This is a genomic window from Methylocystis silviterrae (assembly GCF_013350005.1).
Taxonomy (GTDB): Bacteria; Pseudomonadota; Alphaproteobacteria; order Rhizobiales; family Beijerinckiaceae; genus Methylocystis; species Methylocystis silviterrae.
The window spans coordinates 248,866-272,061 of sequence record NZ_JABVWW010000001.1 but is presented as its reverse complement, the minus strand read 5'-3'; the positions used below and the strand labels follow the sequence as shown (position 1 = coordinate 272,061).

General features: G+C 62.9%; 22 protein-coding genes. 10 read left to right on the top strand and 12 right to left on the bottom strand.

The window, feature by feature from the left end:
- Window positions 1-9 precede the first annotated feature (9 nt).
- Together HUN39_RS01265 and HUN39_RS01260 are read right to left on the bottom strand one after the other, a co-directional pair.
- Entirely contained in the window at window positions 10-588 is a 579-nt protein-coding gene (locus HUN39_RS01265; RefSeq protein ID WP_332310699.1) for a hypothetical protein, read from the bottom strand.
- Between the two features lie 88 nt (window positions 589-676).
- Window positions 677-1,165: a hypothetical protein gene (locus tag HUN39_RS01260; RefSeq protein WP_175092699.1), complete on the bottom strand. Its 489-nt coding sequence runs from the start codon at window positions 1,163-1,165 to the stop codon at window positions 677-679.
- Window positions 1,166-1,229: 64 nt separating this feature from the next.
- Here HUN39_RS01260 and hemW point away from each other — a divergent pair, with 64 nt between their 5' ends.
- Together hemW and HUN39_RS01250 are read left to right on the top strand one after the other, a co-directional pair.
- The gene (gene hemW, locus HUN39_RS01255) at window positions 1,230-2,399 is read left to right on the top strand and encodes a radical SAM family heme chaperone HemW (protein WP_175092698.1); all 1,170 of its coding nucleotides are present in this window, start codon (window positions 1,230-1,232) and stop codon (window positions 2,397-2,399) included.
- Window positions 2,400-2,423: 24 nt separating this feature from the next.
- Entirely contained in the window at window positions 2,424-2,939 is a 516-nt protein-coding gene (locus tag HUN39_RS01250; RefSeq protein ID WP_175092697.1) for a GNAT family N-acetyltransferase, read from the top strand.
- A 124-nt stretch (window positions 2,940-3,063) separates the two neighbouring features.
- On the opposite strand, the gene HUN39_RS01245 is transcribed toward HUN39_RS01250, so the two are convergent.
- Window positions 3,064-3,837 (bottom strand): methane monooxygenase/ammonia monooxygenase subunit C, encoded by a 774-nt coding sequence (locus HUN39_RS01245; protein ID WP_175092696.1) that lies wholly within the window; start codon window positions 3,835-3,837, stop codon window positions 3,064-3,066.
- Window positions 3,838-4,197: 360 nt separating this feature from the next.
- Between HUN39_RS01245 and HUN39_RS01240 the strand changes: the two genes are divergently transcribed.
- Together HUN39_RS01240 and HUN39_RS01235 are read left to right on the top strand one after the other, a co-directional pair.
- Window positions 4,198-4,452: a hypothetical protein gene (locus tag HUN39_RS01240; protein WP_175092695.1), complete on the top strand. Its 255-nt coding sequence runs from the start codon at window positions 4,198-4,200 to the stop codon at window positions 4,450-4,452.
- A gap of 332 nt (window positions 4,453-4,784) precedes the next feature.
- The gene (locus HUN39_RS01235; protein WP_175092694.1) at window positions 4,785-7,631 is read left to right on the top strand and encodes an AMP-binding protein; all 2,847 of its coding nucleotides are present in this window, start codon (window positions 4,785-4,787) and stop codon (window positions 7,629-7,631) included.
- Window positions 7,632-7,673: 42 nt separating this feature from the next.
- On the opposite strand, the gene aroC is transcribed toward HUN39_RS01235, so the two are convergent.
- Window positions 7,674-8,756, bottom strand: a complete 1,083-nt coding sequence (gene aroC / locus HUN39_RS01230; protein WP_175092693.1) for a chorismate synthase — start codon at window positions 8,754-8,756, stop codon at window positions 7,674-7,676.
- Between the two features lie 93 nt (window positions 8,757-8,849).
- Here aroC and polA point away from each other — a divergent pair, with 93 nt between their 5' ends.
- The gene (gene polA, locus HUN39_RS01225; RefSeq protein ID WP_175092692.1) at window positions 8,850-11,843 is read left to right on the top strand and encodes a DNA polymerase I; all 2,994 of its coding nucleotides are present in this window, start codon (window positions 8,850-8,852) and stop codon (window positions 11,841-11,843) included.
- A gap of 169 nt (window positions 11,844-12,012) precedes the next feature.
- Here polA and cysN read toward each other — a convergent pair whose 3' ends face one another.
- The 7 genes from cysN to HUN39_RS01190 are packed head-to-tail and all read right to left on the bottom strand — an operon-like array spanning window position 12,013 to window position 18,202.
- The gene (gene cysN / locus HUN39_RS01220; RefSeq protein ID WP_175092691.1) at window positions 12,013-13,641 is read right to left on the bottom strand and encodes a sulfate adenylyltransferase subunit CysN; all 1,629 of its coding nucleotides are present in this window, start codon (window positions 13,639-13,641) and stop codon (window positions 12,013-12,015) included.
- A gap of 1 nt (window position 13,642) precedes the next feature.
- Window positions 13,643-14,560: a sulfate adenylyltransferase subunit CysD gene (gene cysD, locus HUN39_RS01215; protein ID WP_175092690.1), complete on the bottom strand. Its 918-nt coding sequence runs from the start codon at window positions 14,558-14,560 to the stop codon at window positions 13,643-13,645.
- Complete coding sequence (locus tag HUN39_RS01210) at window positions 14,557-15,306, bottom strand: phosphoadenylyl-sulfate reductase (RefSeq protein ID WP_175092689.1); 750 nt, start codon at window positions 15,304-15,306, stop codon at window positions 14,557-14,559. Before HUN39_RS01210 ends, cysD begins: the two co-directional genes overlap by 4 nt.
- Window positions 15,303-15,809, bottom strand: a complete 507-nt coding sequence (locus tag HUN39_RS01205) for a DUF934 domain-containing protein (protein ID WP_175092688.1) — start codon at window positions 15,807-15,809, stop codon at window positions 15,303-15,305. The genes HUN39_RS01210 and HUN39_RS01205 overlap by 4 nt, the downstream gene beginning before the upstream one ends.
- A complete protein-coding gene (locus tag HUN39_RS01200; RefSeq protein ID WP_175092687.1) occupies window positions 15,793-17,517 on the bottom strand; it encodes a nitrite/sulfite reductase in 1,725 nt (574 codons plus the stop codon). Before HUN39_RS01200 ends, HUN39_RS01205 begins: the two co-directional genes overlap by 17 nt.
- A complete protein-coding gene (locus HUN39_RS01195; RefSeq protein WP_175092686.1) occupies window positions 17,514-17,831 on the bottom strand; it encodes a DUF2849 domain-containing protein in 318 nt (105 codons plus the stop codon). The genes HUN39_RS01200 and HUN39_RS01195 overlap by 4 nt, the downstream gene beginning before the upstream one ends.
- The gene (locus HUN39_RS01190; protein ID WP_124738714.1) at window positions 17,831-18,202 is read right to left on the bottom strand and encodes a 2Fe-2S iron-sulfur cluster-binding protein; all 372 of its coding nucleotides are present in this window, start codon (window positions 18,200-18,202) and stop codon (window positions 17,831-17,833) included. Before HUN39_RS01190 ends, HUN39_RS01195 begins: the two co-directional genes overlap by 1 nt.
- Before the next feature lie 275 nt (window positions 18,203-18,477).
- Here HUN39_RS01190 and HUN39_RS01185 point away from each other — a divergent pair, with 275 nt between their 5' ends.
- The 4 genes from HUN39_RS01185 to HUN39_RS01170 all read left to right on the top strand — a co-directional run bounded on the left by HUN39_RS01185 (window position 18,478) and on the right by HUN39_RS01170 (window position 21,621).
- Window positions 18,478-19,314 carry a P-loop NTPase family protein gene (locus HUN39_RS01185; protein WP_175092685.1) on the top strand — a complete coding sequence of 279 codons (837 nt, stop codon included), beginning with the start codon at window positions 18,478-18,480 and terminating at the stop codon, window positions 19,312-19,314.
- 94 nt (window positions 19,315-19,408) lie between these two features.
- Complete coding sequence (locus HUN39_RS01180) at window positions 19,409-20,068, top strand: hypothetical protein (RefSeq protein WP_332310698.1); 660 nt, start codon at window positions 19,409-19,411, stop codon at window positions 20,066-20,068.
- Between the two features lie 12 nt (window positions 20,069-20,080).
- Entirely contained in the window at window positions 20,081-21,130 is a 1,050-nt protein-coding gene (locus HUN39_RS01175) for an aldo/keto reductase (protein ID WP_175092683.1), read from the top strand.
- Window positions 21,127-21,621: a GNAT family N-acetyltransferase gene (locus HUN39_RS01170; RefSeq protein WP_175092682.1), complete on the top strand. Its 495-nt coding sequence runs from the start codon at window positions 21,127-21,129 to the stop codon at window positions 21,619-21,621. The genes HUN39_RS01175 and HUN39_RS01170 overlap by 4 nt, the downstream gene beginning before the upstream one ends.
- An 8-nt stretch (window positions 21,622-21,629) precedes the next feature.
- On the opposite strand, the gene HUN39_RS01165 is transcribed toward HUN39_RS01170, so the two are convergent.
- A complete protein-coding gene (locus tag HUN39_RS01165) occupies window positions 21,630-22,280 on the bottom strand; it encodes a YqgE/AlgH family protein (protein ID WP_175092681.1) in 651 nt (216 codons plus the stop codon).
- A 95-nt stretch (window positions 22,281-22,375) separates the two neighbouring features.
- On the opposite strand from HUN39_RS01165, the gene HUN39_RS01160 reads away from it, so the two are divergent.
- Window positions 22,376-23,182, top strand: a complete 807-nt coding sequence (locus tag HUN39_RS01160) for a protein-disulfide reductase DsbD domain-containing protein (RefSeq protein ID WP_175092680.1) — start codon at window positions 22,376-22,378, stop codon at window positions 23,180-23,182.
- Window positions 23,183-23,196: the final 14 nt, after the last annotated feature.

The window sequence follows — 23,196 nt, the reverse complement described above, 5'->3', positions numbered from 1 at the left end:
GGCGGCGCTCTATGCGTTTCGCAGCGCCGCATGTTCTTCATTGATCGCGTCGTGCAGCTCTTTCCACAGAAGATTGATGCGCACGTCCGGCCCCCAATTGTAGAGCGCCTTGGCGACTTCTGCGATCGTCTCATTGATGGGTTCGCTTTCCCCTTCCTCCAACTCAAAAGAGAAAAGCTTCGGCGGCGCATTGCCTTTCCAAGCGTCCCAATGTTCGTTCGAATAATTGGAAACGCCGCGCTGCGCCGCGAGCAGTTCCGGCGCATATTTGGCAAAGCGCCGATGCAAAGGTCCGTCGCTCGGTTCTGCGCGATAGGCGTGACGCACCGCGAAATAGCGCACATGCTGCAGTTCATGCGCAAGGCAGCAGCCGAGGCGGGCGTCGCTCATGTTCGGGTCGTAATAGATTTCGATGCGGCCGTCGGAGAAAGACTGCCCCTCCGACGTAAAGCTCTGGCCGAGATAGTTGAACGTCTTTTTCTGTGGGCTGAGGGTCACTTTGCTGACGTCGTAGCCGAACTCCGCCACGAGCGCCGCGAGCGTTTGCCGCTTCCTTGAGAAATCGGGCGCGTTTTCGATCTCGCTCACCGTCTGCGCGGGCGCTGGGTCGGCGTGCGCCAGGCGCCATACGGCAAGCCTTGAGCAGAGCAAAGACAGGGCGTCAAAACCCCGTCGCTCACGTCCTAGGCGCACTTCCGAACGGCTCCTCATGCGTGATCACCCAATCGAATTCGGGATGCGCCGCGGCGACATGCTCCCACCATCGCCGGCCGTCCGGCAAGCGCGGCGAAAGGTCGTTGACCCGCAGCAGCCGGAACGCGCCGGGACGCTCCTTTACCCCGGCGATGACCGCCTCCACCATCGCCCGCCCCAAGCCGCGCTGCAAAGAGTTGATCTGTTCGAAAACCAGGGACGGCGGCTCATACGCGCTGGCGAGCAGGAGCGCGATCCCGGACGCCTCTCTCCCGTCGGGCGTGGTGATGAGCTTTGGAGAGGTCGAGGCTTTGATTTCAAAGAACCCGCGCCCGTATGGCCGCGAATCGACGAATAGGCCGAGGGCCGCCAGATTGCGGGAGATCGCCTCGGCGATCGCCAGCATCGCTGGGTCCGGCTGTTGAACCGCCGGCCTCCTCCGCCAGAACCGCAAGACCTCCCAAAACGCCATGCAGCCTCCTAAAAGGGGGTTCAGATCGCCGTGCCCTTCCCGCCATTCCGTGCGATAAAGAACCATGGCGACACCGATTCGCAATGCTTTCGACCCCGGCTTTGGCGTCTATGTCCACTGGCCGTTTTGCTTGTCGAAATGCCCCTATTGCGATTTCAACAGCCACGTCCGGCGCGGCGACGTCGACGAGGACCGCTTCGTCGAGGCCTTCAGCGCGGAGCTGGCGCATCGCGCCGCTCTGACGCCCGGGCGCGAAGTCCGCTCGATCTTCTTTGGCGGCGGCACGCCGTCATTGATGGCGCCTTCGACCGCTCAAGCCATTCTCTCCCAGATCTCGAGCCACTGGCCCCTCGCCAAGGACTGCGAAATCACGCTCGAAGCCAATCCGACAAGCGTCGAGGCCTCGCGTTTCAAGGGCTTCAAAGCCGCAGGCGTCAACCGCGTCTCGCTCGGCGTGCAGGCATTGAACGACATTGACCTTCGCGCGCTCGGCCGGCAGCATTCCGTCGCGGAAGCCCTCATGGCGCTCGACGTCGCCAATTCGGTCTTCGACCGCGCCTCCTTCGATCTGATCTACGGCCGTTCCGGCCAGACGCCCGCCGCCTGGCGAAAAGAGCTGGAGCTGGCGCTCGCCCGTTCGCCCGAGCATGTCTCGCTCTATCAGCTGACGATCGAGCCGGACACGATGTTCGAGCGCATGGTCAACACCGGCAAGATGGCGTTGCCCGACGCCGATACGCAGCGCGCGCTCTGGGACGTGACGCAGGAAGTCACCGCCCGCGCCGGCCTGCCGGCTTACGAAGTCTCCAATCATGCGCGGCCCGGCGCCGAGTGCCGGCACAATCTGGTTTATTGGCGCTACGGCGAATATGTCGGCGTCGGCCCCGGCGCGCATGGGCGGGTGGTCACGCCGCGCGGGCGGCGCGCCCAGTCCACCGAGCGGCATCCCGAGATGTGGCTGACCTGCGTCGAAACCGAAGGGCACGGCATCATCGAGGACGAATTGCTCTCGTCCGAGCAGGAAGGCGACGAATTCCTGCTGATGGGGCTGCGGCTGCGCGAAGGCGTCGATCCGCAGCGCTATTTCCTGCTGACCGGCAAACGCCTGTCGCAGTCGCGCATCAGCGAACTTATCGGCGACGGGCTGGTCGAATTCACCCGCGAGAACAGGCTGCGCGTCAGCTCGGAAGGCTTCCCGGTGCTCGATGCGGTTGTCGCCGATCTCGCCGCTTAGCGGCGTTCCACCGCTCTTGATGCAATGGTCGCGACCGTGACCTACATCGTGAGGCTCTCAGCTCTTTCTGACGCAGACGCGGTGAGCGCCCTCTTGGCGGCGAGCTACTCAACTCTGTTGGCCTCGCATTACGAAAAGGCGCTGCTCGATCGAGCCTTGCCTTTCATGACAAAGGCAAATCCGACACTCCTCGCATCTGGCGCCTTCTACGTCGCGCAGAGCAGCCACGGCGAACTCATCGGGTGCGGAGGCTGGTCGCTTGAGCGTCCGGGAACTGCAAAGATCGTCCGAGGGGAGGCGCATATCCGCCATTTCGCTACCCATCCCGGCTGGACTCGCTTGGGCATCGCGCGTTCGATTATGAATCGGTGCTGCATGGACGCAAAGGCTCGAGACGTAAGCGAACTTCATTGTTGCTCAACGTTCGCCGCCGAAAATTTTTACAAGGCGTTAGGCTTCAAAACCGTAGCGGGGGCGCATATCCCTCTCGCCTCGCAGGTGTCATTCCCAGCCGTGCTGATGCAGCAGGCGTTGCCGTGAGGCAGATGTCCGCCACATGGACGCGTCGGCCTCTGCACATACGCCGAACCTGAGAATGCAACCGGCGCCGCTCCAAGGAGTCGGCGCCGGCTTCGCAATTATGCGGCTGAAGCGCCGGGCGAACTTAACGTCGATAGAGCTGTTCTAGCGCATCCGCGCCGAGGAGCTCGCGAAGACGGCCAAGGATCAGCAGCACGACGCCGAAAGTCGCCAGCGACATCCAGCCGAAAAAGACGAAGCCCCAGTGCAGCGGACCTGCAAAGCCTTCGTCCATCGCCCAGAACGTGTGACCCCATTCATTGAATCCCACATTCGGGATCGTCATGAAGACGCCAACGACAAGAACCACGAAGGCGAGAGAATATCCCTTCGCGAAAGTCGGCAGGCGCGTTTTCGCATAGAAGAACGCGCCTAGCCCGATGATCGCAAAGAGCGGATATGCAATATAGAAGGTGATGATATTGCTCGGCGTGAAATCCGTGTCGCGCACGGCGGTCATGTGCCAGACAGCCGTCTGCTCCGAAAAGAAGCTTAAGCCCCAAAACAGGGCGAGCGAGAAAACGAGCAGCCACTGGACGAGATAAACGAGCCGTCGCGTTTCGGCTGAGGCTCCCAAATTCGCCAGATCGCGATCTCGCGTGCGCCACAGAAAGCCGACAAGGCCGACCGCGCCCAAGCACGACGCGAGAATCGCAAATTGCAACAGGCCCATCCAGTAGAGCTGAAACTCGGGGGAGAAGGAATCGAGACCAAATCTCCAGGCGAAAAGTTGTTCGTAGAGGCGCAGGATAGCCACAAAGAACATCAAGACCGCAACGCCGATAAGAACGGGCCTGGTGTCGATAATTCGTTCAGCGCTTCGCGCGGCGGAACGGGCCTCTGCTTTTGTCATGCTCATAAGTCATCTCCAAAATTCTGGTTATGTGGGGCATGAAAGCCCCATGGAATGGTTTGATGCGCGCGCGCTCGGCAGTCGCTGCGTCTGCTCTCGCAGCCGTGGCGACAGGATCCGTTTGAAAGATTTTTCGCGAACGCGCTCTCGCCGCATCACCATCGTAATGATGGCGGCTGCGTTGAATCTCAGCGCGAGAAAACTTCAGCCCTGTCGGGGAGGAGCTCGTGGCGATTGTGGCGCGCGCCGTGGCTCGATGCGCGGCGCCTGACTGGACCTCTCCAGCGGACACGAACGAGCCTCAGCTGGAAAAATTAGAGCGATCGAAACAACTGGCTTGGAAGGAGGCGCGTCCAACGCGCCATTGTGAAGAACGCAACAGAATCCATGGCGGTGGCGTTCATTCGGGAAAAGCGGCGGCTCGCCGTTCCCCGCATCCTGCGGCGCGCAGATTGTTCCGAAAGCGACGCCTTCTCCCAGCGCAACGGCGCCCGCGCCCGCGCTCGTGGTCTGCACGAGCATAAGGAAGGCGACGAGCGCCGCAAAAATGCGCGCACGCTGACTTGTCCGCTGGAAGATTGGATCCACCGCCGCCTCTCGGGTTCCAAGCACCGACCTTAGGTTTCAATCTTGCGTGCGGTCAAGCGAGGTGACGAAAAACCGCTGTGCGACGAAGCGACGCGTCGATTTTGATGCAAGACAAAGCGAATGCGCGACGCCGCTTGGCGCTTGGTTCCAATCGCTTGCGCTTGATCCGATTTGGTCGGACTCCGGAACAGTGAAACATACTTCTCGAATTAGCCTTCCAGCTTTGCCGTCGCTGTGCGGGGGCGCGCGACCTTCGATCGGCCTTCCGGATTGACATGATGTTCCGCCGAGCAGACTCGCCGAGTCGGAGGCGCGACCATAGTTCTATCGGGTGACGCGTTATGCGGCGCATGAGTGGAAAGGCCATGCCGGAGGCGAAATCAGGCCCTGAGCGGGCGTCGATGCGCCCCGTGGAAGACCCCCAGGAGATCATTCTTGAGGTCGTCCGCGGTCTCGTCATCGAGTTGCATCCGGATATGGTCGAGTCGCGTCTCGTGCAGCTCGATAGCGACCTTGATCGCGATTTGGCGCTGGATAGCCTGACCCGCGCCGAGCTGTTGCTGCGGCTCAACCGCCAATTCAAGGTGCAGCTCTCCGAACGGCTCCTCGGAGAGGTCAGCTGTCCCCGCGATCTCCTCAACGCCGTTCTCGCCGCCGGCGCCGCGGTCGCCCCTGCGGCGCTTCGTCCAGCTCCCGATCTGACGCTCGAGTCTGTGGACGAACCTCTCGAGGCCAAAACGCTGGTCGAGGCGCTGGCTCAACACGCAAAGCGGCATGGCGCGCGCGAAAATGTTCTGCTTTGGCGCGCTGAAGGGCCTCCGGAGCCTCTGACGTATCATGACCTCTATCACGCCGCCCGGGCCGCAGCTGGCGGGCTCGTCGAACGAGGCGTTGGCTCTGGCGATCGCATCGCGATCATGCTGCCGACGAGCCGTGATTTCTTCGTCGCCTTTTTCGCGGTTTTGTTCTGCGGCGCTGTTCCCGTTCCGATTTACCCGCCGTTTCGTCTATCGCAGATTGAGGATCATCTGCGCCGCCAAGCCGGCATATTGTCGAACGCTGAGGCCTGTGCGCTGATCACGAACGACGAGATCAGAATTGTCGGACGCTTGCTCTACGGGCTGGTCGACGCGCTTCAGCACATCGTTACGATTCCTGAGCTGAGCTCTGCGGCGCCTTTGCCCACGCCATTGCCGGCGCCGCCCGACGCGACAGCGCTCATTCAATACACCTCGGGCAGCACAGGCGATCCTAAGGGCGTCGTGCTGTCGCACGCCAATCTCCTCGCCAACATTCGCGCCATGGGCGCCGTGTTGAAGGCCTCGTCGGCGGATAGGGTCGTCAGTTGGCTGCCGCTCTATCACGACATGGGGCTGATCGGTTGCTGGCTGGGCAGTCTCTACTATGGAGCGCCTGCGCTGATCATGTCGCCGCTGTCTTTTCTCGTTGATCCGGCCCGCTGGCTGTGGGCGATCGACGCTCATAAAGCGACGATCTCGGCGGCGCCGAATTTTGCGTACGAGCTCTGCCTGAAGGCCATCGACGATACGAAGATCACGAATCTCGATCTTTCTTCGCTGCGCGCGATCATGAACGGCGCTGAACCGGTTAGCCCGACGTCAATTGCGCGCTTTGTCCAACGGTTTTCGGCTTATGGCTTTCAGCATCAGATGATGACTCCCGTCTACGGCCTCGCGGAAAATGCGGTGGGGCTCGCCTTTCCGCCGCTCGGCAGAGGACCGCTCATCGATCGCGTCGATCGGAAAGCGCTCGATCGGGACAGCGTGGCGCGCGTGGCGGACGCCAGCGGCGAGGATGTCATCTCCTTGGTGGCCTGCGGGCGCCCTCTCCCGCATCACGAGATTCGCATCGTCGATGACTCCAGTCGCGAATTGCCTGAACGCCAGGAGGGACGCATCCAGTTTCGCGGGCCATCTGCAACGCGAGGATATTTCCAAAATCCGGAAAAGACTCGCGCGCTGTTCGACGGCGATTGGCTCGAGACGGGCGACCGCGGCTATGTCGCCGGCGGCGACGTTTTCGTCACCGGCCGCATCAAGGATTTGATCAAGCGCGCGGGGCGCAACATCTATCCGCAGGAGCTCGAGGAGGCTGTCGGGTCGCTTGAAGGGACGAGAAAAGGCTGCGTCGCGGTGTTTCCCGCGCTCGACGCGCGCGCCGGGACGGAACGACTCATCGTGTTGGCCGAAACGCGCCTGACCGAAGACGCGAGGCGGGAATCGCTACGCAAAAGGATCGTCGAGGCGTCCCAGGCTCTGCTTGATCTCGCGCCGGATGAAGTCGTCCTCGTTCCGCCGCACACCATCCCGAAGACGTCGAGCGGCAAGATACGACGCTCGGCTGCGCGCGCCATGTTCGAATCCGGCCGGCTGCGCGTGAAAAGCGAGAGCCCACAATTGCAGCTTGTCCGCCTCGCCCTATCGGGCGCCGCGCCGCGGCTGCGCAAAGCCCTGACCAACCTCGCGACCTCGGCATACAACGGCTACGCATGGAGCGTGCTGGCGTTAATTGGCGTTTGCGTGTGGCCATGCGTGCTGGCGACGCCAAAGCGGTCATGGCGTCACCGCCTTGTCAGCGCGGCGGCTCGATCGTTTTTTCGCATGATCGGATGCCCCCTCTCGGTCACGCGCGACGCGCCGCTCCCGCCAGACAATGCGATCCTCGTCGCCAATCATTCCAGCTATCTAGACAGCGCAGTGCTGGTCGCCGTCTGTGCTGGAGAGCTCTCCTTCATTGCGAAGGAAGAGCTTGCGCATCAGCGCGTCGCTGGTCCCTTCTTGCGGCGACTCGGCGCGATTTTCGTTCGCCGCTCTGATCCGGCAGGCGGCGTCGCCGACGCCAGGGAAGCCTTGAAGTCGGCGCGCGCCGGCGTGCGTCTGGTCTGGTTTCCGGAGGGCACCTTTTCGCGCATGCCGGGACTGCTGGGGTTTCATATCGGCGCGTTTTCGAGCGCCGCGCAGTTGGGGCTACCAATTGTGCCGATCACCATACGCGGCACGCGCTCGATTTTGCGCAGCGATTCCTGGCTGTTCCGGCGAGGCCCGATCGCCGTGCATATCGGCGCGCCGATCGCGCCCGAGGGCGACGATTTCCAAGCGGCGATCGCGTTGCGCGACGCCGCCCGACAAAGAATATTGGAGCGTTGCGGCGAACCTGACCTCGGTCACGAACGCGTGGCGTTGACGGGGTGACTCGAGTCGCGACAACTCGCGATCAGCCCCGCGACGCGGCCCTCACCCCACCTGCCCGCGATGGCGCAGGAAATGATCGGCGAGCACGCAAGCCATCATCGCTTCGCCCACCGGAACGGCGCGAATGCCGACGCAGGGATCGTGACGGCCCTTGGTGACGATCTCAGTCTCTTTGCCAAAGCGATCGATCGTGCGGCGCGGCGTCAGAATGGACGACGTCGGCTTCACTGCAAAGCGCACGACGATGGGCTGGCCTGTCGAAATGCCGCCGAGCACGCCGCCAGCGTTGTTCGACAAAAACTCCGGTCCGTTTTGTCCGGCGCGCATCTCGTCGGCGTTGCCTTCGCCGGTCAGCTCGGCGGCGGCGAAGCCCGCGCCGATCTCGACGCCCTTCACCGCATTGATCGACATCATCGCCGCGGTCAGATCGGCGTCGAGCTTGCCGTAAACCGGCGCGCCCCAGCCGACCGGAACGCCCTCGGCGACGATCTCGATCACCGCGCCCACGGACGATCCATTCTTGCGCACGCCATCGAGATAATCAGCCCATAGTTCCGCCGCGCGGGCGTCCGGACAGAAAAGCGGATTGCGCTCGACCTCCGCCCAATCGAAATGCGCGCGATCAATTTTATGCGGGCCAACCTGCACCAGCGCGCCACGAATCGTCACGCCGGCGATAACCTTGCGCGCGACAGCCCCGGCGGCGACTCGCGCCGCGGTTTCCCGCGCCGAGGAGCGCCCGCCGCCGCGATAATCCCGGACGCCATATTTCGCGTCATAGACGTAATCGGCGTGGCCGGGTCGATATTTGTCGGCGATCTCTCCATAGTCCTTGGAGCGCTGGTCGGTATTTTCGATCAGCAGCGCAATCGGCGTTCCGGTCGTCACCTGTCGGCCATCGCGGTCGGCAAAAACGCCCGAAAGAATCTTTACCTCATCGGCCTCCCGCCGCTGCGTGGTGAAGCGCGACTGTCCGGGCTTGCGCTTGTCCAGAAAGCCCTGGATCTCCTGCGCTTCGAGCGGGATGTTCGGCGGACATCCGTCAACGATCGCGCCGAGCGCCGGCCCGTGGCTCTCGCCGAAGGTGGTGACGCGGAAAAGATGGCCGAAACTGTTGTGGGACATGCGACCTTCTAGGCTTGGCGCCGGCGAGGGTCAAACGGCGGTTTCAGGCGCGGGCGTCATGACGCGGCGCGCGCGCGCCGCTAAGATAGGCGCATGACCCTCACGCATAAGCCCGTCGGCCCCGGGAGCCACATCTTCCTCGTTGACGGCTCCTCCTTCGTCTTTCGCGCCTATTTCCAGTCGATCCGACAGGATGCGAAATATAACTATCGCTCCGACCGGCTGCCGACCGGCGCCGTGCGGCTGTTCTGCACGAAGCTGTTGCAGTTCGTGCGCGAAGGCGCGGCCGGCGTAAAGCCCACGCATCTCGCCATCATCTTCGACAAGAGCGAGCACTCCTTCCGAAAAGACCTTTATCCCGACTACAAGGCGCACCGCACCGAGCCGCCGGACGATCTCATTCCGCAGTTCCCGCTGATGCGCGCCGTCGTGCGCGCTTTCGGCCTCACCCCGATTGAACAGGACGTCTACGAGGCCGACGATCTCATCGCCACCTATGCGACGCAGGCGCAGGCCAAGGGCGCGGACGTGCTGATCGTCTCGGCCGACAAGGATCTGATGCAGCTCGTCGGTCCCGGCGTCAGAATGTACGACCCCGCCTCGGGGACGGCGGGAACGAAAGGCGCGCGCGAAGAACGCCTCATCGGCGAAGCCGAGGTCGTCGACTATTTCGGCGTTCCGCCGGAGAAGGTCGTCGACGTGCAGGCGCTCGCGGGCGATTCCACTGACAATGTGCCGGGCGCAAAAGGCATCGGCGTCAAGACTGCTGCTCAGCTCATCAACGAATATGGCGATCTCGAAACGCTGCTCGCCCAAGCGTCGGGCATCAAGCAGCCGAAGCGACGCGAGGCGCTGACCGAGCCGGACGCGGTCGCACGCATCCTTCTTTCGAAGAAGCTGTGCGAACTCGTGCGCGATGCGCCTCTCGAAACGCCGCTCGAAGAGCTTGGTCTTCATCAACCTGACGCGACGAAGCTTATCGCTTTTCTACAGGCGATGGAGTTCACGACGATCACCCGCCGCGTCGCCGAGATGTATGGGGTCCATGCGCAGGACGTTGAGCCCGATCCCCGATTTCTGGGCGCCGCCGGCTGGCGCGGGCGCAACGGCGAATTGTCCGAGATCGCGCCGCCCGCTTCTGAAGCGCCGAGAGGCATCGAGAAAGCGACGAGCGACGCCCTCACTCCCGCGAGCCTCGTCGCCGCGCGTCTCATTGAAGCAAAAGCGGTCAAGATCGACCGCTCTGCTTATGAGACGGTCAGCTCGGCCGAGCGTCTGGATGATTGGATCACGGAAGCCGTTGGCGCAGGACTCGTCGCGATCAATGTCGAAACGACCTTGCCGGACCCGATGCGTTGCGAACTCATCGGCGTCTCCTTAGCGACCGCGCCGGGACGCGCCTGCTATGTCCCGCTCCAGCATCGCACTGGCGACTCGGCTGACCTTTTTTCCGGCGCCGCTTTGGTCGAAGGACAGATCCCGCTCGACGCGGCTCTCGCGCGATTAGAGCCGTTGTTTGAGGACGCCTCGATCCTCAAGATCGCGCATAATATGAAGCATGGTCTGCTGGTTCTTTCGCGCTACGGAATCGACGTCGCGCCGATCGACGACGCGATGCTCATGTCCTACGCGCTGGACTCGGGACGTGGCGATCATCGTCTCGAAGAGCTGGCGCGCAATTATTGCGGCCATGACGCTCTGACCTTCGCCTCCGTCGCCGGCGCTGGCCGCAATTTTCTCGGCTTTGCCCGCGCTGCGCTCACGGCGGCGACGGAATACGCCGCGGAACGGGCGGACATTTCCCTGCGCCTTTGGCGCGTGCTGAAGCCGCGGCTCTTGGCCGAGCGCATGACCACGGTCTACGAGACCTTGGAGCGGCCGATGGTCGCGACGCTCGCGCGCATGGAGCGAAGGGGCGTCATGGTCGAGCGCGCGACCCTGTCGCGGCTCTCCGGCGAATTTGCGCAGGACATGGCGCGGCTGGAAGCCGAGATCTTCGAACTCGCCGGCGAGAGTTTCAACCTTGGCTCGCCCAAGCAGTTGGGCGACATACTTTTCGGCAAGATGGGGCTGCCGGGCGCGAAGAAAACCGCGACCGGCGCCTGGTCGACGTCCGCAAGCGTTCTCGAAGACCTCGCCGTCGCCGGCAATGATTTTTCGCGCCGCATTCTCGATTGGCGACAGCTCTCCAAGCTCAAGAGCACCTACGCCGACGCCCTGCCCGGCTATATCAACGCCGAGACTGGTCGCGTGCACACGAGCTATGCGCTCGCCGCCACGACGACGGGACGGCTCTCTTCATCCGAGCCCAATTTGCAGAACATTCCCGTGCGCAATGAGGCCGGCCGCAAAATTCGCAAGGCCTTTGTCTCGGCGCCCGGCCATGTGCTGATCTCGGCGGATTACTCGCAGATCGAGTTGCGGCTGCTCGCACATATCGCCGACATTCCTCAGCTCAGACGCGCCTTCGCCGAAAATCTCGACATTCACGCGATGACGGCGAGCGAGATGTTCAATGTGCCCATCAAGGACATGCCGCCCGAAACGCGCCGCCGCGCCAAGGCGATCAATTTCGGCATCATCTACGGCATTTCCGCCTTCGGCCTCGCCAATCAGCTGAGCATTCCGCGCGAAGAGGCGAGCGCCTACATCAAACGCTATTTCGAACGCTTTCCCGGCATTCGGGACTATATGGATTCAACGCGCAAGACGGTGCGCGAGAAGGGCGAAGTCTCGACGATTTTCGGCCGAATCTACCACTTCCCCGGCATCTCATCGGCGAATGCGTCAGACCGCGCCTTCTATGAGCGCGCGGCGATCAACGCGCCGATCCAGGGCGCGGCCGCGGACATCATCAGACGCGCCATGATACGGATGGATGACGCGCTCGCACGCGAGGGACTCTCGGCGAAGATGCTTCTGCAGGTGCATGACGAGCTTGTCTTCGAAGCGCCGAACGAAGAAGCGGAGGCGACGATCGAACTCGCGCGCCGCGTCATGGAGCAGGCGCCCACGCCCGCCGTCCATCTCGCCGTGCCGCTGAAAGTCGATGCGCGCGCCGCCGCCAATTGGGACGAAGCCCACTGACGGCGCGTCCGGCTGATCCGTTCGCTCGGGCCGTGTCATTCCCGGCAGGCCGAAGGCCTGACCGGGAATCTAGAGCCACAACAAGGATATTGGGTGTCGCTCTGGATTCCCGATCGCGCGCGTTGCGCGCGTCGGGAATGACACCCGAGCAGTTCGAACGAATTTCTTATTACAGGCTGGGGTCATCTCGGTCCGGCGCGTCTTCGGTCCCCAGCCCGAAGCTTAATCGCAACCAAAACCGCTCGTGAAGATAATAGAGCGCGAAGATCGCGATCATTTCAACGCCGGTGATTTCGGCGGCGAGTGCGGCGCTCTGGACGAAGGCGTAAACGATCAGGAACGTCGAAATGCTCGCCGGCAGGAGCCAGGAGAGCGCCTTCACCAGGCTGCGCGTCGGGGTCGGTCGAAACGACTCCCGCGCCAGCGGCAGTCCTTCCATGGAGGCGTAGCTGAGCTCCGTCAGCGGCGGCGCGACACGGCCATTCGATGCGGCGACGGCTTTGACCATGCCGACCGCGACCGTTTCATTGGTGATGCGATCGATGAGAATGAATCCGCCGGTCTCGCGGTTCTCGCCATAGGGATCGCAGGCGATCACGGTCTCGAGCGAAAGGCGCGCGCCGCCGATCTCGTTGAAGGCGAGCGTCGACCCTTCAGGGAGCGGCTGCGGCAGGCCGGTTTCGATGTCGATGCGCGCATCGACCGCGGTCACGGCGGCCGGCGCAGTCTTCGTCCCGAGCTTCAAGAGATAGCTCTTGCCGACGACAAGAGGCTCGCGCACCAGCCACAACAGCCTCGCATCGAGACGATCCCCGGTCTTCGCCGGCGAGACCGGCGAACACAAGAGATCGCCGCGCGAAATATCTATCTCTTCGGTGAGCGTGAGGGTCGCCGACTGGCCGGAAACGGCGCTCTCGAGATCGCCGTCGAAGGTCACGATCCTGGCGACGCGCGTGTCGCGCCCCGAGGGCAGAACGCGCACGATGTCGCCCGGCTGAATATTGCCGCCGCTGATGAAGCCCGAGAACCCACGGAAGTCGAGGTTAGGGCGACTCACCCATTGCACGGGCATGCGGAAGGGCGCGATCCGCGTGGCGTCCTCCACCGCGACGCCCTCAAGATAGGAAAGCAGCGGCGGCCCATCGTGCCAAGGCATATTGGCGCTGTGGTGGACAAGATTATCGCCATCCTTGGCGACAAGCGGCGCGACGTAAATGGACGCGAAACGAAGATGGTCGGCGAAGGCGTGAAAATCCGCTTCGATCTTGCGGAACACCTCTTCGCTGTAGCCGACGAGATCCATCTTGTTGACGGCGACGACGACATGGCGCACGCCGAACATCGAGGTGATGACGCTATGACGTCGCGTTTGCGGCAGGATTCCCTTGCGCGCGTCGACAAGCAGAATGGCGAGTTCCGCGGTTGAGGCGCCGACGGCCATGTTGCGGGTGTATTGCTCGTGGCCGGGCGTGTCGGCGACGATGAACTTGCGCCTGTCGGTCGCGAAATAGCGATAGGCGACGTCGATGGTGATGCCCTGTTCGCGCTCGGCTGCAAGCCCGTCGACGAGCAAGGCGAAATCCAGCTCTTCGCCCTGAGTGCCATGCTTTTTCGAATCGCTTTCCAGCGCCGCGATAATGTCGTCGGGCGCAAGATCCGCGTCGTACAGCAGACGACCGATCAGCGTCGATTTGCCGTCGTCGACCGAGCCGCAGGTGATGAATCGCAAGAGCGGCTTTTCGCCGACCAACCGCGCTGACGCGCGCGGCGGCGATGCGGCAGCGACGGCGCCGTGCATGTTAGAAATATCCTTCCTGCTTTTTTTGCTCCATGGAGCTGGAGCCGTCGTGGTCGATGAGGCGCCCTTGGCGCTCCGAGGAGCGGCTTTCGCGCATCTCCGTAATGATCTCTTCGAGACTGGCCGCATCGCTTTCGATGCCGCCGGTCAACGGATAGCAGCCGAGCGTACGAAAGCGCACCATCTTATGTTCGATGGATTCGCCGGGCGCGAGCTCCATGCGCGCGTCGTCGACCATGATGAGCGTGCCGCCGCGGCGCACGACCGGCCGCTCCTTGGCGAAATAGAGCGGAACAACGGGGATGTTCTCGCGCGCGACGTAATCCCAGATGTCCGCCTCGGTCCAATTCGACATCGGGAAAACGCGCAGGCTCTCGCCCGGCGCCTTTCGCGTATTGTAGAGACGCCAGAATTCCGGGCGCTGATTCTTCGGATCCCAGCGGTGCTGCGCCGTGCGAAAGGACAGCACGCGCTCCTTGGCGCGGGATTTTTCCTCGTCGCGACGCGCCCCGCCAAAAGCGGCGTCGAATTTATACTTATCCAGCGCCTGCTTCAGCGCCTCTGTCTTCATGATCTCGGTGTGAAGCTTCGAGCCATGAACGAAGGGGCTGATGTTCATCTCAATCCCTCTGGGATTGATATATTCGATGAGTTCGAGGCCAAGCTCTTTCATGCGACGGTCGCGAAACTCGATCATCTCGCGAAATTTCCAGGTCGTATTGACATGGAGCAGCGGAAACGGCGGCTTGGATGGATAAAACGCCTTCATGGCGACGTGCAGCATCGCCGCCGAATCCTTGCCGATCGAATAGAGCATCACCGGCCGTTCGCACTCGGCGACGGTCTCGCGCATGATGTGGATGCTCTCGGCCTCGAGGCGATCGAGATGGCCGAGCGGACGTGTCGCAAGCGCCGTCATAGGCTCGCCTCTTGCGGCGCGCCGCGTCGCAACACGCCGTCTTCGCCGACATGAAGGCCGCATTCCTTCTTGTTGTCTTCTTCCCACCACCAGCGTCCGGCGCGTTCGTCCTCGCCGGGCTGCACCGCGCGCGTGCATGGCGCGCAGCCGATCGATAGAAACCCCTTGGCGTGGAGATCGTTGATCGGCACCGAATACTCCTCGACCGCGGCGACGACCGCGTCGCGCGTGTAATCTGCCAGCGGATTCAGCTTGAGCACCCTGTGCGTCTCATCGAAGGCGATGAGCGGCGCCTCGGCGCGCGCCTGCGATTGGTCCGCTCGAAGCCCCGTCACCCAGCCGGAAACGCCCGCGAGCAGCCGCGACAGCGGTTCAACCTTGCGAACATGACAGCAGGCCTTGCGCGCGTCCACGGACTTATAAAAGCCGTTGATCCCCTGCTCCTCGATGAGCGCTTCGAGCGGCGCGGCCTGCGGGTAGACCGAGCGAATACGCCGCGCATAGCGCGCTTCCGTGCGCTCCCACAGCTCATAGGTTTCGGGAAAGAGCCGGCCGGTGTCGATCGTCGCAACGTCGATATCGAGGCCCTGCGTGAAGATCGAATGCGCGATGAGCTGATCCTCGACGCCGAAACTCGTGGTGAAGACGATCCGGCCGGGAATGAACTCGCGCACGAGCAGCAAACGATGATCGAGATCAAGCGGCGCCAGTCGCGGCGCCAGCGTTTCGGGGATCGAAGGCTTCATGAACGCACCGCCTTTCGGCGCGCTTCGAGGATCGAGCCGCGCCCGGCGTAGCCGCGCTGATAGCTCATTGAATAGGCGCTGAGCGCGGCGCGCCACTGTTCTTCGTCCTGGCGATCGGCGAGGTCGTCGGGGATCTCGATCGTATCAAAGCCGCAACCGATCGCGTGAGGATACTGGTCGGCGACGAGACGCCCGCTAGCGCGCAACTCGCCTTTAAACTCCGCCCGCCGCAACAGGCGCGCCAAAGAGAAGCCGCGGCCGTCAGCGAAAGCCGGGAAAGTGATCGAGATGAGGTCGAGCCGCGGCAAGGCTGCGATGAGCGCCGACGGTTCCGTCGTGTTCGGAACGATCACGCCAAACGTAGCCGTCGGCCCAAGGACCTCCACGGCATGTTCGAGTCGCGGCAATGACACGATGAACTTGCCCGTCTTCGGCAGCGCTTCCTCGTCGGCAAGTCGGCGCCATGCGTCCTCGATGAAGCGGCCGTCAGATATCAGCGCCATCTTCGCCCTCCCGACGCAGAACGTCTTTGAATCGCGCATGGCCGATGCGGCGCCAGGTGTCGATGAAGGCTTCGCCCTCCTCGCGTTCGGCGAGATAGTAGTCGACGAGATGTTCGACGACGTCGGGCACCTGCTCGGCGGTGACCCCAGGTCCCAGAATTTCGCCGATCGACGCGGAGAAGGTCGGATCGCCGCCGAGCGTGATCTGATAGGATTCCTGGCCCTTTTTCTCCAGGCCGAGAATGCCGATCGCGCCGACGTGGTGATGGCCGCAGGCGTTGATGCAGCCGGAGATCTTGACGCCGAGCTTGCCGATACGCCGCTGCCTGGACATGTCGGAGAAGCGCTTCGAGATCGCCTGCGCGATGGGAATCGAGCGCGCCGTGGCGAGCGAGCAATAGTCGAGACCGGGGCACGAGATGATGTCGGAGACGAGACCGGCGTTCGCCGTCGCGAGCCCGGCGGCGTCGAGCATGCGCCAAAGCGCAAAAAGATCGTCCTGCTTCACATGCGGCAGGATGATGTTCTGCTCATGGCTGACGCGCAGTTCGCCGAAGCCGAAGCGCTCGCTGGCGTCGGCCAGCACCCGCATCTGATCGGACGAGGCGTCGCCGGGGACGGCGCCGATGGGCTTCAAGGAGACGGTGACGATGGCGTAGCCGGGGATCTTGTGCGCGCCGACGTTGACGTCGACGAAATTTGCGAAAGCCGGCGTCTCCAGTTTCGCGGCGCGCAGCAAGGCCGACGTCGCCGGCAGCGAGTCATAGGGCGGCGGCGCGAAGAATGCGGCGATGCGCTCAAACTCCTCGGCGTCGTGGGCGAAAACCGTGCGGTCCATCGCCGCGAACTCGGCTTCGACCGCGGCGCGGATTTCGTCGATTCCCTTCTCGTGGACGAGAATTTTGACTCGCGCCTTGTACTTGTTGTCGCGCCTGCCGAAGCGGTTATAGACGCGCAGGATCGCCTCGAGAAAGGCGAGCAGATCCTCGCGCGGCACGAACTCGCCGACGACCTTGCCGATAAAGGGCGAACGGCCGAGTCCGCCGCCGACCACGACCTGATAGCCGATCTCGCCCTCATCGTTCTTCACGATGCGCAGGCCGATGTCATGCACCAGAATCGCGGCGCGATCATGCTCTGCGCCCGTCACCGCAATCTTGAACTTCCGCGGCAGGAACGAGAACTCCGAATGCAGGCTCGACCATTGGCGGAGAAACTCCGCCGTCGGCCGGGGATCTTCGATCTCGTCCGGCGCGACGCCGGCGAAGTGATCTGCCGTCACATTGCGAATGCAGTTGCCCGACGTCTGGATGGCGTGCATCTCGACGTCCGCCAGCGATTCCAGAATGTCCGGCGTATCGACGAGCTTGGGCCAATTGTATTGGAGGTTCTGGCGCGTCGTGAAATGGCCGTAGCCCTTGTCCCACTTATCCGCGATATCGGCGAGCCGGCGCATCTGCCGCGCCGTCAGCGTGCCATAGGGAATAGCGACGCGCAGCATATAGGCGTGTAGCTGCAGATAGAGCCCGTTCATCAGCCGGAAGGGGCGGAACTCCTCTTCGGTCAGCGCGCCGGAAAGCCGCCGATTGACCTGCTCACGAAACTCCGCGACGCGTTCGCTTACAAAAGCCGCGTCATATTCATCGTAACGATAGGTGGTCATCGGCGCATTGGGCCGCTGCGCCACACGCAGATCGACCGCCGTCATAACGCGCCCTCGCCCGCTTGTTTGCCGAGATCAAGGCGAACGCTCGGTCCCTTCACGCGCATTTTCTCTCGATAATGTAACGGCGTCGGCGCGCCGTCGCTCCCGATCTCGACATCGGCGAGATAGACGTCGACCACGCGATTGGCTGAAATGTCGCATTTGCCCAAGGCTTCGAGCGCGGTCGCCTCGTCGGCCTTCCGCGCGATGCGCGCGCGGCGGTGGTCGCGCTCCCAGCCCGAGGGGCCGAGAAACACCACTTCGCCGTCCGTCAAATTCGACGCGATTAGGATCTGGGGATGTTTGAAGACGGGCATCACGTTTCCTGCGCCAGCTTTAGCCGAAGGCCGCTCATCTCATCGGACCAGATGATCTGGCAGGAGAGACGCGAATTTTCGTAAAGCATCGGCAATTCATCGAGCTTTTCGACTTCCTCTTCGCGCGGCGGCGGCACGCGGCGGGCCGATTCCGCGTCGAGAACGACGTGGCATTCCGCACATGCAAGAGCGCCGCCACAGGTGTTGTCCATGCCGACGCCATGGTCGCGCAAAATCTCCATCAGCCGCCAGCCTTCGACGGCTTCGAGTTCATGGACAACGCCGTCGCGATCCTCGACATGCAGGGTCGGCAGACTCTGCTGCGACGATTCGGCGGGCCGCCGCGCGACGATATTCTCGATATTGCTCATGCCTTGACGCGCCGACCTGGTCCGCGCCAGCGAGCAGCAACGGACGTTCTGTATTTCGAACGCATAAACCTCCAAACCGCACGAATGTCAATTCACGATCTTATTGTGGTGCTTGCGTTTAATAACATATTTGTTATGTTGTTTTAAGCGCGTCACAATTGGAGCGCCATCCGCCGTTAGCTGAAACAGAACATGACAAGCGCTAAAAACCATGTTTGTTGAGCGCTTGTCATTCACGCACAGCGGCGCCAGCGCAACATGCGATAGGAGCACCCATGGTTAAGAAGCCGGTCAAAATCACCAGGGAAGCGCCAGCGAAACGGGAGCCCGAAAGCCGGCCGCGAAAGGCCGAGGCTCCGGCCGCCGCCGCGAACGCCGCCGCTCGCCCGGCGGTCATCGTCGTTGGCGCGGACAAGGGCGGCGTCGGCAAAACCACGATCGCCAGAGCCATTCTCGACTTTCTTTCGCTCAATGACATCCATACGCGCGCGTTCGACACCGAAACGCCGCGAGGAACGCTTCATCGCTTCCACCCCGACGAGACGATGATCGTCGATCTGACCGAACCCTCGGACCAGATGAAGATCATCGACACGCTGAATACGTCGCAGGCCAAGGTCAGCGTCATAGACGTGCGCGCCGGCGGGTTGAGCCCGGCGCTCGGGGCGCTCGACGAAATCGGCTTCTTCGATGCGGTGAAAGGCGGCGAATTCCGCTTCGTGCTGCTGCATGTGATCGGACCCTCCATCGCTTCGCTGGAGGAGATCGCCGAAATCGCGCCCTACGTCACGAACGCCAACTATTTCATGGTGAAGAATCACGTCAACGACACGACCTTCTTCGAGTGGGACCCACAAACGCACGCGAAATATTTCGAGCATGTCGTCACCTCGGGCGAGATCACGATCCCCAAGCTCAGCGAACTCGCCTACGAGCAGGTCGAGCTATCCGGCACGCCATTCTCGACATTCATCGGCAATCAGGACGCGCAGGGCCGACCGGCGGAGCATTCGTTCGTGTTGCGCGGCTATGTTCGCACCTGGCTGGCGCGCGTCGCCGACGAGTTCGAACGGGTCGGCCTTCTCGATCTTGTTGGCGAGAAGAGGCGATAGAGGGTCGCGGCGGCGGCGCGCATCTCTCCGCGAAAACCACATGGCGCGTCGCACTCTTGCGTACTTCGTTTGCTCGCCGCACTCGCGAACAGGCGTGACGACAGCGGCGCGTTTGCTGACCGATTATTATTTGTCGCGCAATGTCGGCGTCGAAGGCTTCGACACGGATTTCCGGGAGCCGCTTTATGCAGTGTTCTTTCCGGAAGCGACGCACATCGTCGACCTCAGCGAGATCAAGGGGCAGATGTCGCTCTTCGACCGCCTGCTCGTCGCCGACGAGACGCCGAAAATCGTCGACGTCTGGCATCGCTCCTATGAGCGCCTGTTCGCGACCATCGCCGAAATCGGTTTCCTCGAAGAAGCGCGGCGGCGCGGCGTGGAGCCGATCGTGCTCTTTCAGACGGATGTCACGGAGAGCGCGGCGAACAGCGCGCTCGTCCTCAAGACCACATGGCCGGATCTCACCATGAGCGTCATTCACAATCGCGGCGCCTCGCCGCTCGGCCGTGACTCCTTGACGATTCTTGCGCGCTATCCCGCGAGCGGCAAATTCGTGATCCCGCGTCTTGAGGCGCCGATCGCGCGCGCGCTCGACGACGTCGATCTGTCGCTGTCCCGCTTCATGAGGGAGCCGCCGCCAGGCATGTCGATCGTGGTTCGCGCGGCGCTCAAAGCATGGCTCTTGCCAATCTTCACTCAATTCCAAAGCTTCGAATTGCGGCTCGAGCTGCAGTCGAGCGAATGGCTTCGTTAAAGGACGCGCCCCGTGGAATACCGCAAACTCGGCGACAGCGATCTCTCCGTCTCCGCCATCTGTCTCGGCTCAATGACGTGGGGACAGCAGAACAGCGAGGCCGAAGGCCATGCGCAACTGGACTATGCGTTCGATTGCGGCGTGAATTTCATCGACACGGCGGAAATCTATTCCATTCCGCCGAAGCGAGAAACTCAAGGCTCCTCCGAGCGCATCATCGGAAGTTGGCTCGCCGCACGTAAAAATCGCGACAAGGCGATCATCGCTACTAAGGTCGCCGGCCGCGGCGACGCCAACTGGCTGCGTCCCGGAGGCGCCGGAACGGTTCTCGACGCCAAGAACATCAACGCTGCGATCGAGGGATCGCTGAAGCGGCTGCAGACCGATTACATCGATCTCTACCAATTGCATTGGCCGGATCGTTCGCTGCCGCTGTGGGGCTCAGGCGGCACGGTCTATCGACGCCCGACGAAGCGCGACGAAATTCCGATTGAAGAGACGCTGGAAGCGCTAACGCGGCTCGTCAAAGCCGGCAAAGTTCGTCACATCGGCCTGTCCAATGAAACGCCATGGGGCGTGGCGCGCTTCCTGCGCGCTGCGGAACTCGGCCATGGGCCGCGCGTCGTCTCGATTCAAAACGCCTACAACCTCGTCAATCGCACCTTCGAGATCGGGCTCGCTGAGTTCGCTGAGCGCGAGCGCGTCGGATTGCTCGCCTATTCGCCGCTCGCGCAAGGATACCTCACCGGCAAATATCAGGGCGGCGCGCGGCCGCCCGGCGCGCGCACGACGCTATTTGAGCGCGCGCAGCGTTATGAAAAGCCGGAAGTCGAACACGCGGTCGCCGCCTATCTGACGCTCGCGCAGGATATTGGAGTCGATCCGGCGCAACTCGCCATCGCCTTCGTGACGTCCCGGCCCTTCGTGACGTCGAATATTATTGGCGCGACGACGATGGCGCAGCTCACAACCGACCTCGCGTCGATGGAGCTCAGGATCACGCCTGAAATCGAGCGGCGTATTGACGCCATCCACCATCTGCACAGCAACCCCGCGCCATGACCGGAAGCGCAACTCTTCGCGCGGAGACGCCGGAGGATCACTCCGCCATACACGGGCTGCTCGTTGCAGCTTTCGACCGATGCGGCGAGGCCGAACTCGTCGAGGCGCTGCGCAAGGAATGCGACCTGGTCTTTGGCGGCGTCGCGGCTGTCAACGGCGTCATCGTCGGCTACGCCGCCCTGTCCAGGATGAACGCTCCCTTTCCGGCGCTCGGGCTCGGTCCTGTCGCCGTCGCCGCGGCATATCGCGGAAAAGGAATCGCCAACGCTCTTTTACGCTGGAGCTTGGCGCGTGCGCAGGACGACCAGTGGCGCGCGATTTTTGTGTTGGGCGACGGCGCCTTTTACGGCCGTTTCGGATTTCGACCGGAGCTTGCAGCCGGCTTCGACACGCCATATGCGGGGCCGCATTTCATGGCGCTGGCGCTTAATGGCGCGCTTCCAGCCAAGGAGGGACCGGTAGACTATGCGCCGGCCTTCGAACGACTCTGAATCGACGCTCAGGCGTGTCCCGCATGTGTCGACAGCCGCTGTGGATCGACGCCGATCGAGCGCAGCGCGCGCGCATATTTCGTCTCGAGGTCATGATCGAACAGCAAAGCGGGATCGGTCGGACAATTCAGCCATCCGTTACGCTGAATCTCTTCTTCGAGCTGACCCGGGTCCCAACCCGCATAGCCGAGCGCCAGCAGCGCGCGGTCCGGGCCGCGCCCTGCGGCGATGGCGCGCAGAATGTCGATCGTCGCCGTGAGCGAGACGCCGTCGTCAATCGGCAAGGTGGAATTGTCGAGGAAGAAATCCGGCGTATGCAGCACGAAACCGCGGTCGGTCTGCACCGGCCCGCCGGACAGCACCTGGATGTCTTCGGCGCGGCTCGGTAGGCTGATGCGCTCCTGAGGCGCAATCACTTGCAGCTGAACGAGCAAATCGGGAAAATTGCGCACACGGGCCGCCTGGTTGACGACGATGCCCATCGCGCCTTCTTCGGAATGGGCGCACAGATAGATCACCGAGCGTGCGAAGCGCTGATCCAACATGCTCGGCATCGCGATCAGCAATTGGCCATCAAGAAAGCGGCGCTCGTCGGGACGCCCGCTGCGGCGCTCGCTCACCCTCTCCGCGAAATCTTGCTTCTTTCCGCTCGCCCTCATAGGGTCATGCTACGCCCGCCGCGTTCTCAGGACAAGCGGCGCAGATCACGTAACTGACTGCCTTGACTGGGGGACGGGGGCGCCGAAGGATCACGATGCGCTCAAAATTCTTTCTGTTCGCGCCGCTAGCCGTCACGCTGGCGCAGAGCTTTCCGGCGGCGTCGCTCGCGGAGAACACGGCCTTCGCGTCTCCGATCGTAAAGGGGACGGCGTCGAGCGCTCGGCTCTTGTCCGCCGGCCCGCCGCAGGGCGGGGCTTACCGCGCCGCCGTCGAGATCGCGCTCGCGCCGGAAACCATCACCTATTGGCGCCAGCCTGGCGAGTCGGGCTCGGCGCCCGCGTTCGATTTCTCGAGATCGGTCAATGTCGCCAAGGTCGAACCGTCCTTTCCGGCGCCGAAACATATCGACGAGGCCGGAACCATCGTCGCCGGCTATGATGCGCGCGTCGTCCTGCCGTTGAAGGTGACGCCGCGCGATCCCAACGCGCCGGTGACGCTCAATCTCGTGCTCGACTACGCCTCCTGCGGCAAGATCTGCCTGCCGGGCCGCGCCGATCTTTCTCTGGAGCTGCCGCGCGCCGGCGCATCGCCTCATGCGGCGGCGATCGCCGAAGCCGAACGCCTGGTGCCAAAGAAACTCAGCGCGGCCGACGCCAAAAAGCGCTTTACGGTTTCGCGGAATAGCGCGGACGGGTCGTGGCGGCTGCGCTACCTTGGACCCGGCAAGGTCGAGGACGTCTTCGCCGAAGCGCCTGAGCCGCTCTTCATTGAAAGCACGCGCGCGGGAGAGGGCTTCGAGCTTAAGCTCTTTTCCGGCAGCGCGCCCGCCAAGGCCGCCGACGCGACGTTAACGATCGTCACCGACGCCGGCGCTTTCGAGGCCCCGGCGCGGCTGGAGTGAGCGCGACCGGCCTT

Excerpts from the sequence above, each read along its gene's own strand:
- HUN39_RS01260 (WP_175092699.1), bottom strand. The coding sequence starts at position 1,165 with ATGGCGTTTTGGGAGGTCTTGCGGTTCTGGCGGAGGAGGCCGGCGGTT.
- hemW (WP_175092698.1), top strand. The coding sequence starts at position 1,230 with ATGGCGACACCGATTCGCAATGCTTTCGACCCCGGCTTTGGCGTCTAT.
- HUN39_RS01250 (WP_175092697.1), top strand. The coding sequence starts at position 2,424 with ATGGTCGCGACCGTGACCTACATCGTGAGGCTCTCAGCTCTTTCTGAC.
- HUN39_RS01245 (WP_175092696.1), bottom strand. The coding sequence starts at position 3,837 with ATGAGCATGACAAAAGCAGAGGCCCGTTCCGCCGCGCGAAGCGCTGAA.
- HUN39_RS01235 (WP_175092694.1), top strand. The coding sequence starts at position 4,785 with ATGCCGGAGGCGAAATCAGGCCCTGAGCGGGCGTCGATGCGCCCCGTG.
- aroC (WP_175092693.1), bottom strand. The coding sequence starts at position 8,756 with ATGTCCCACAACAGTTTCGGCCATCTTTTCCGCGTCACCACCTTCGGC.
- polA (WP_175092692.1), top strand. The coding sequence starts at position 8,850 with ATGACCCTCACGCATAAGCCCGTCGGCCCCGGGAGCCACATCTTCCTC.
- cysN (WP_175092691.1), bottom strand. The coding sequence starts at position 13,641 with ATGCACGGCGCCGTCGCTGCCGCATCGCCGCCGCGCGCGTCAGCGCGG.
- cysD (WP_175092690.1), bottom strand. The coding sequence starts at position 14,560 with ATGACGGCGCTTGCGACACGTCCGCTCGGCCATCTCGATCGCCTCGAG.
- HUN39_RS01210 (WP_175092689.1), bottom strand. The coding sequence starts at position 15,306 with ATGAAGCCTTCGATCCCCGAAACGCTGGCGCCGCGACTGGCGCCGCTT.
- HUN39_RS01205 (WP_175092688.1), bottom strand. The coding sequence starts at position 15,809 with ATGGCGCTGATATCTGACGGCCGCTTCATCGAGGACGCATGGCGCCGA.
- HUN39_RS01200 (WP_175092687.1), bottom strand. The coding sequence starts at position 17,517 with ATGACGGCGGTCGATCTGCGTGTGGCGCAGCGGCCCAATGCGCCGATG.
- HUN39_RS01195 (WP_175092686.1), bottom strand. The coding sequence starts at position 17,831 with ATGCCCGTCTTCAAACATCCCCAGATCCTAATCGCGTCGAATTTGACG.
- HUN39_RS01190 (WP_124738714.1), bottom strand. The coding sequence starts at position 18,202 with ATGAGCAATATCGAGAATATCGTCGCGCGGCGGCCCGCCGAATCGTCG.
- HUN39_RS01185 (WP_175092685.1), top strand. The coding sequence starts at position 18,478 with ATGGTTAAGAAGCCGGTCAAAATCACCAGGGAAGCGCCAGCGAAACGG.
- HUN39_RS01170 (WP_175092682.1), top strand. The coding sequence starts at position 21,127 with ATGACCGGAAGCGCAACTCTTCGCGCGGAGACGCCGGAGGATCACTCC.
- HUN39_RS01165 (WP_175092681.1), bottom strand. The coding sequence starts at position 22,280 with ATGAGGGCGAGCGGAAAGAAGCAAGATTTCGCGGAGAGGGTGAGCGAG.
- HUN39_RS01160 (WP_175092680.1), top strand. The coding sequence starts at position 22,376 with ATGCGCTCAAAATTCTTTCTGTTCGCGCCGCTAGCCGTCACGCTGGCG.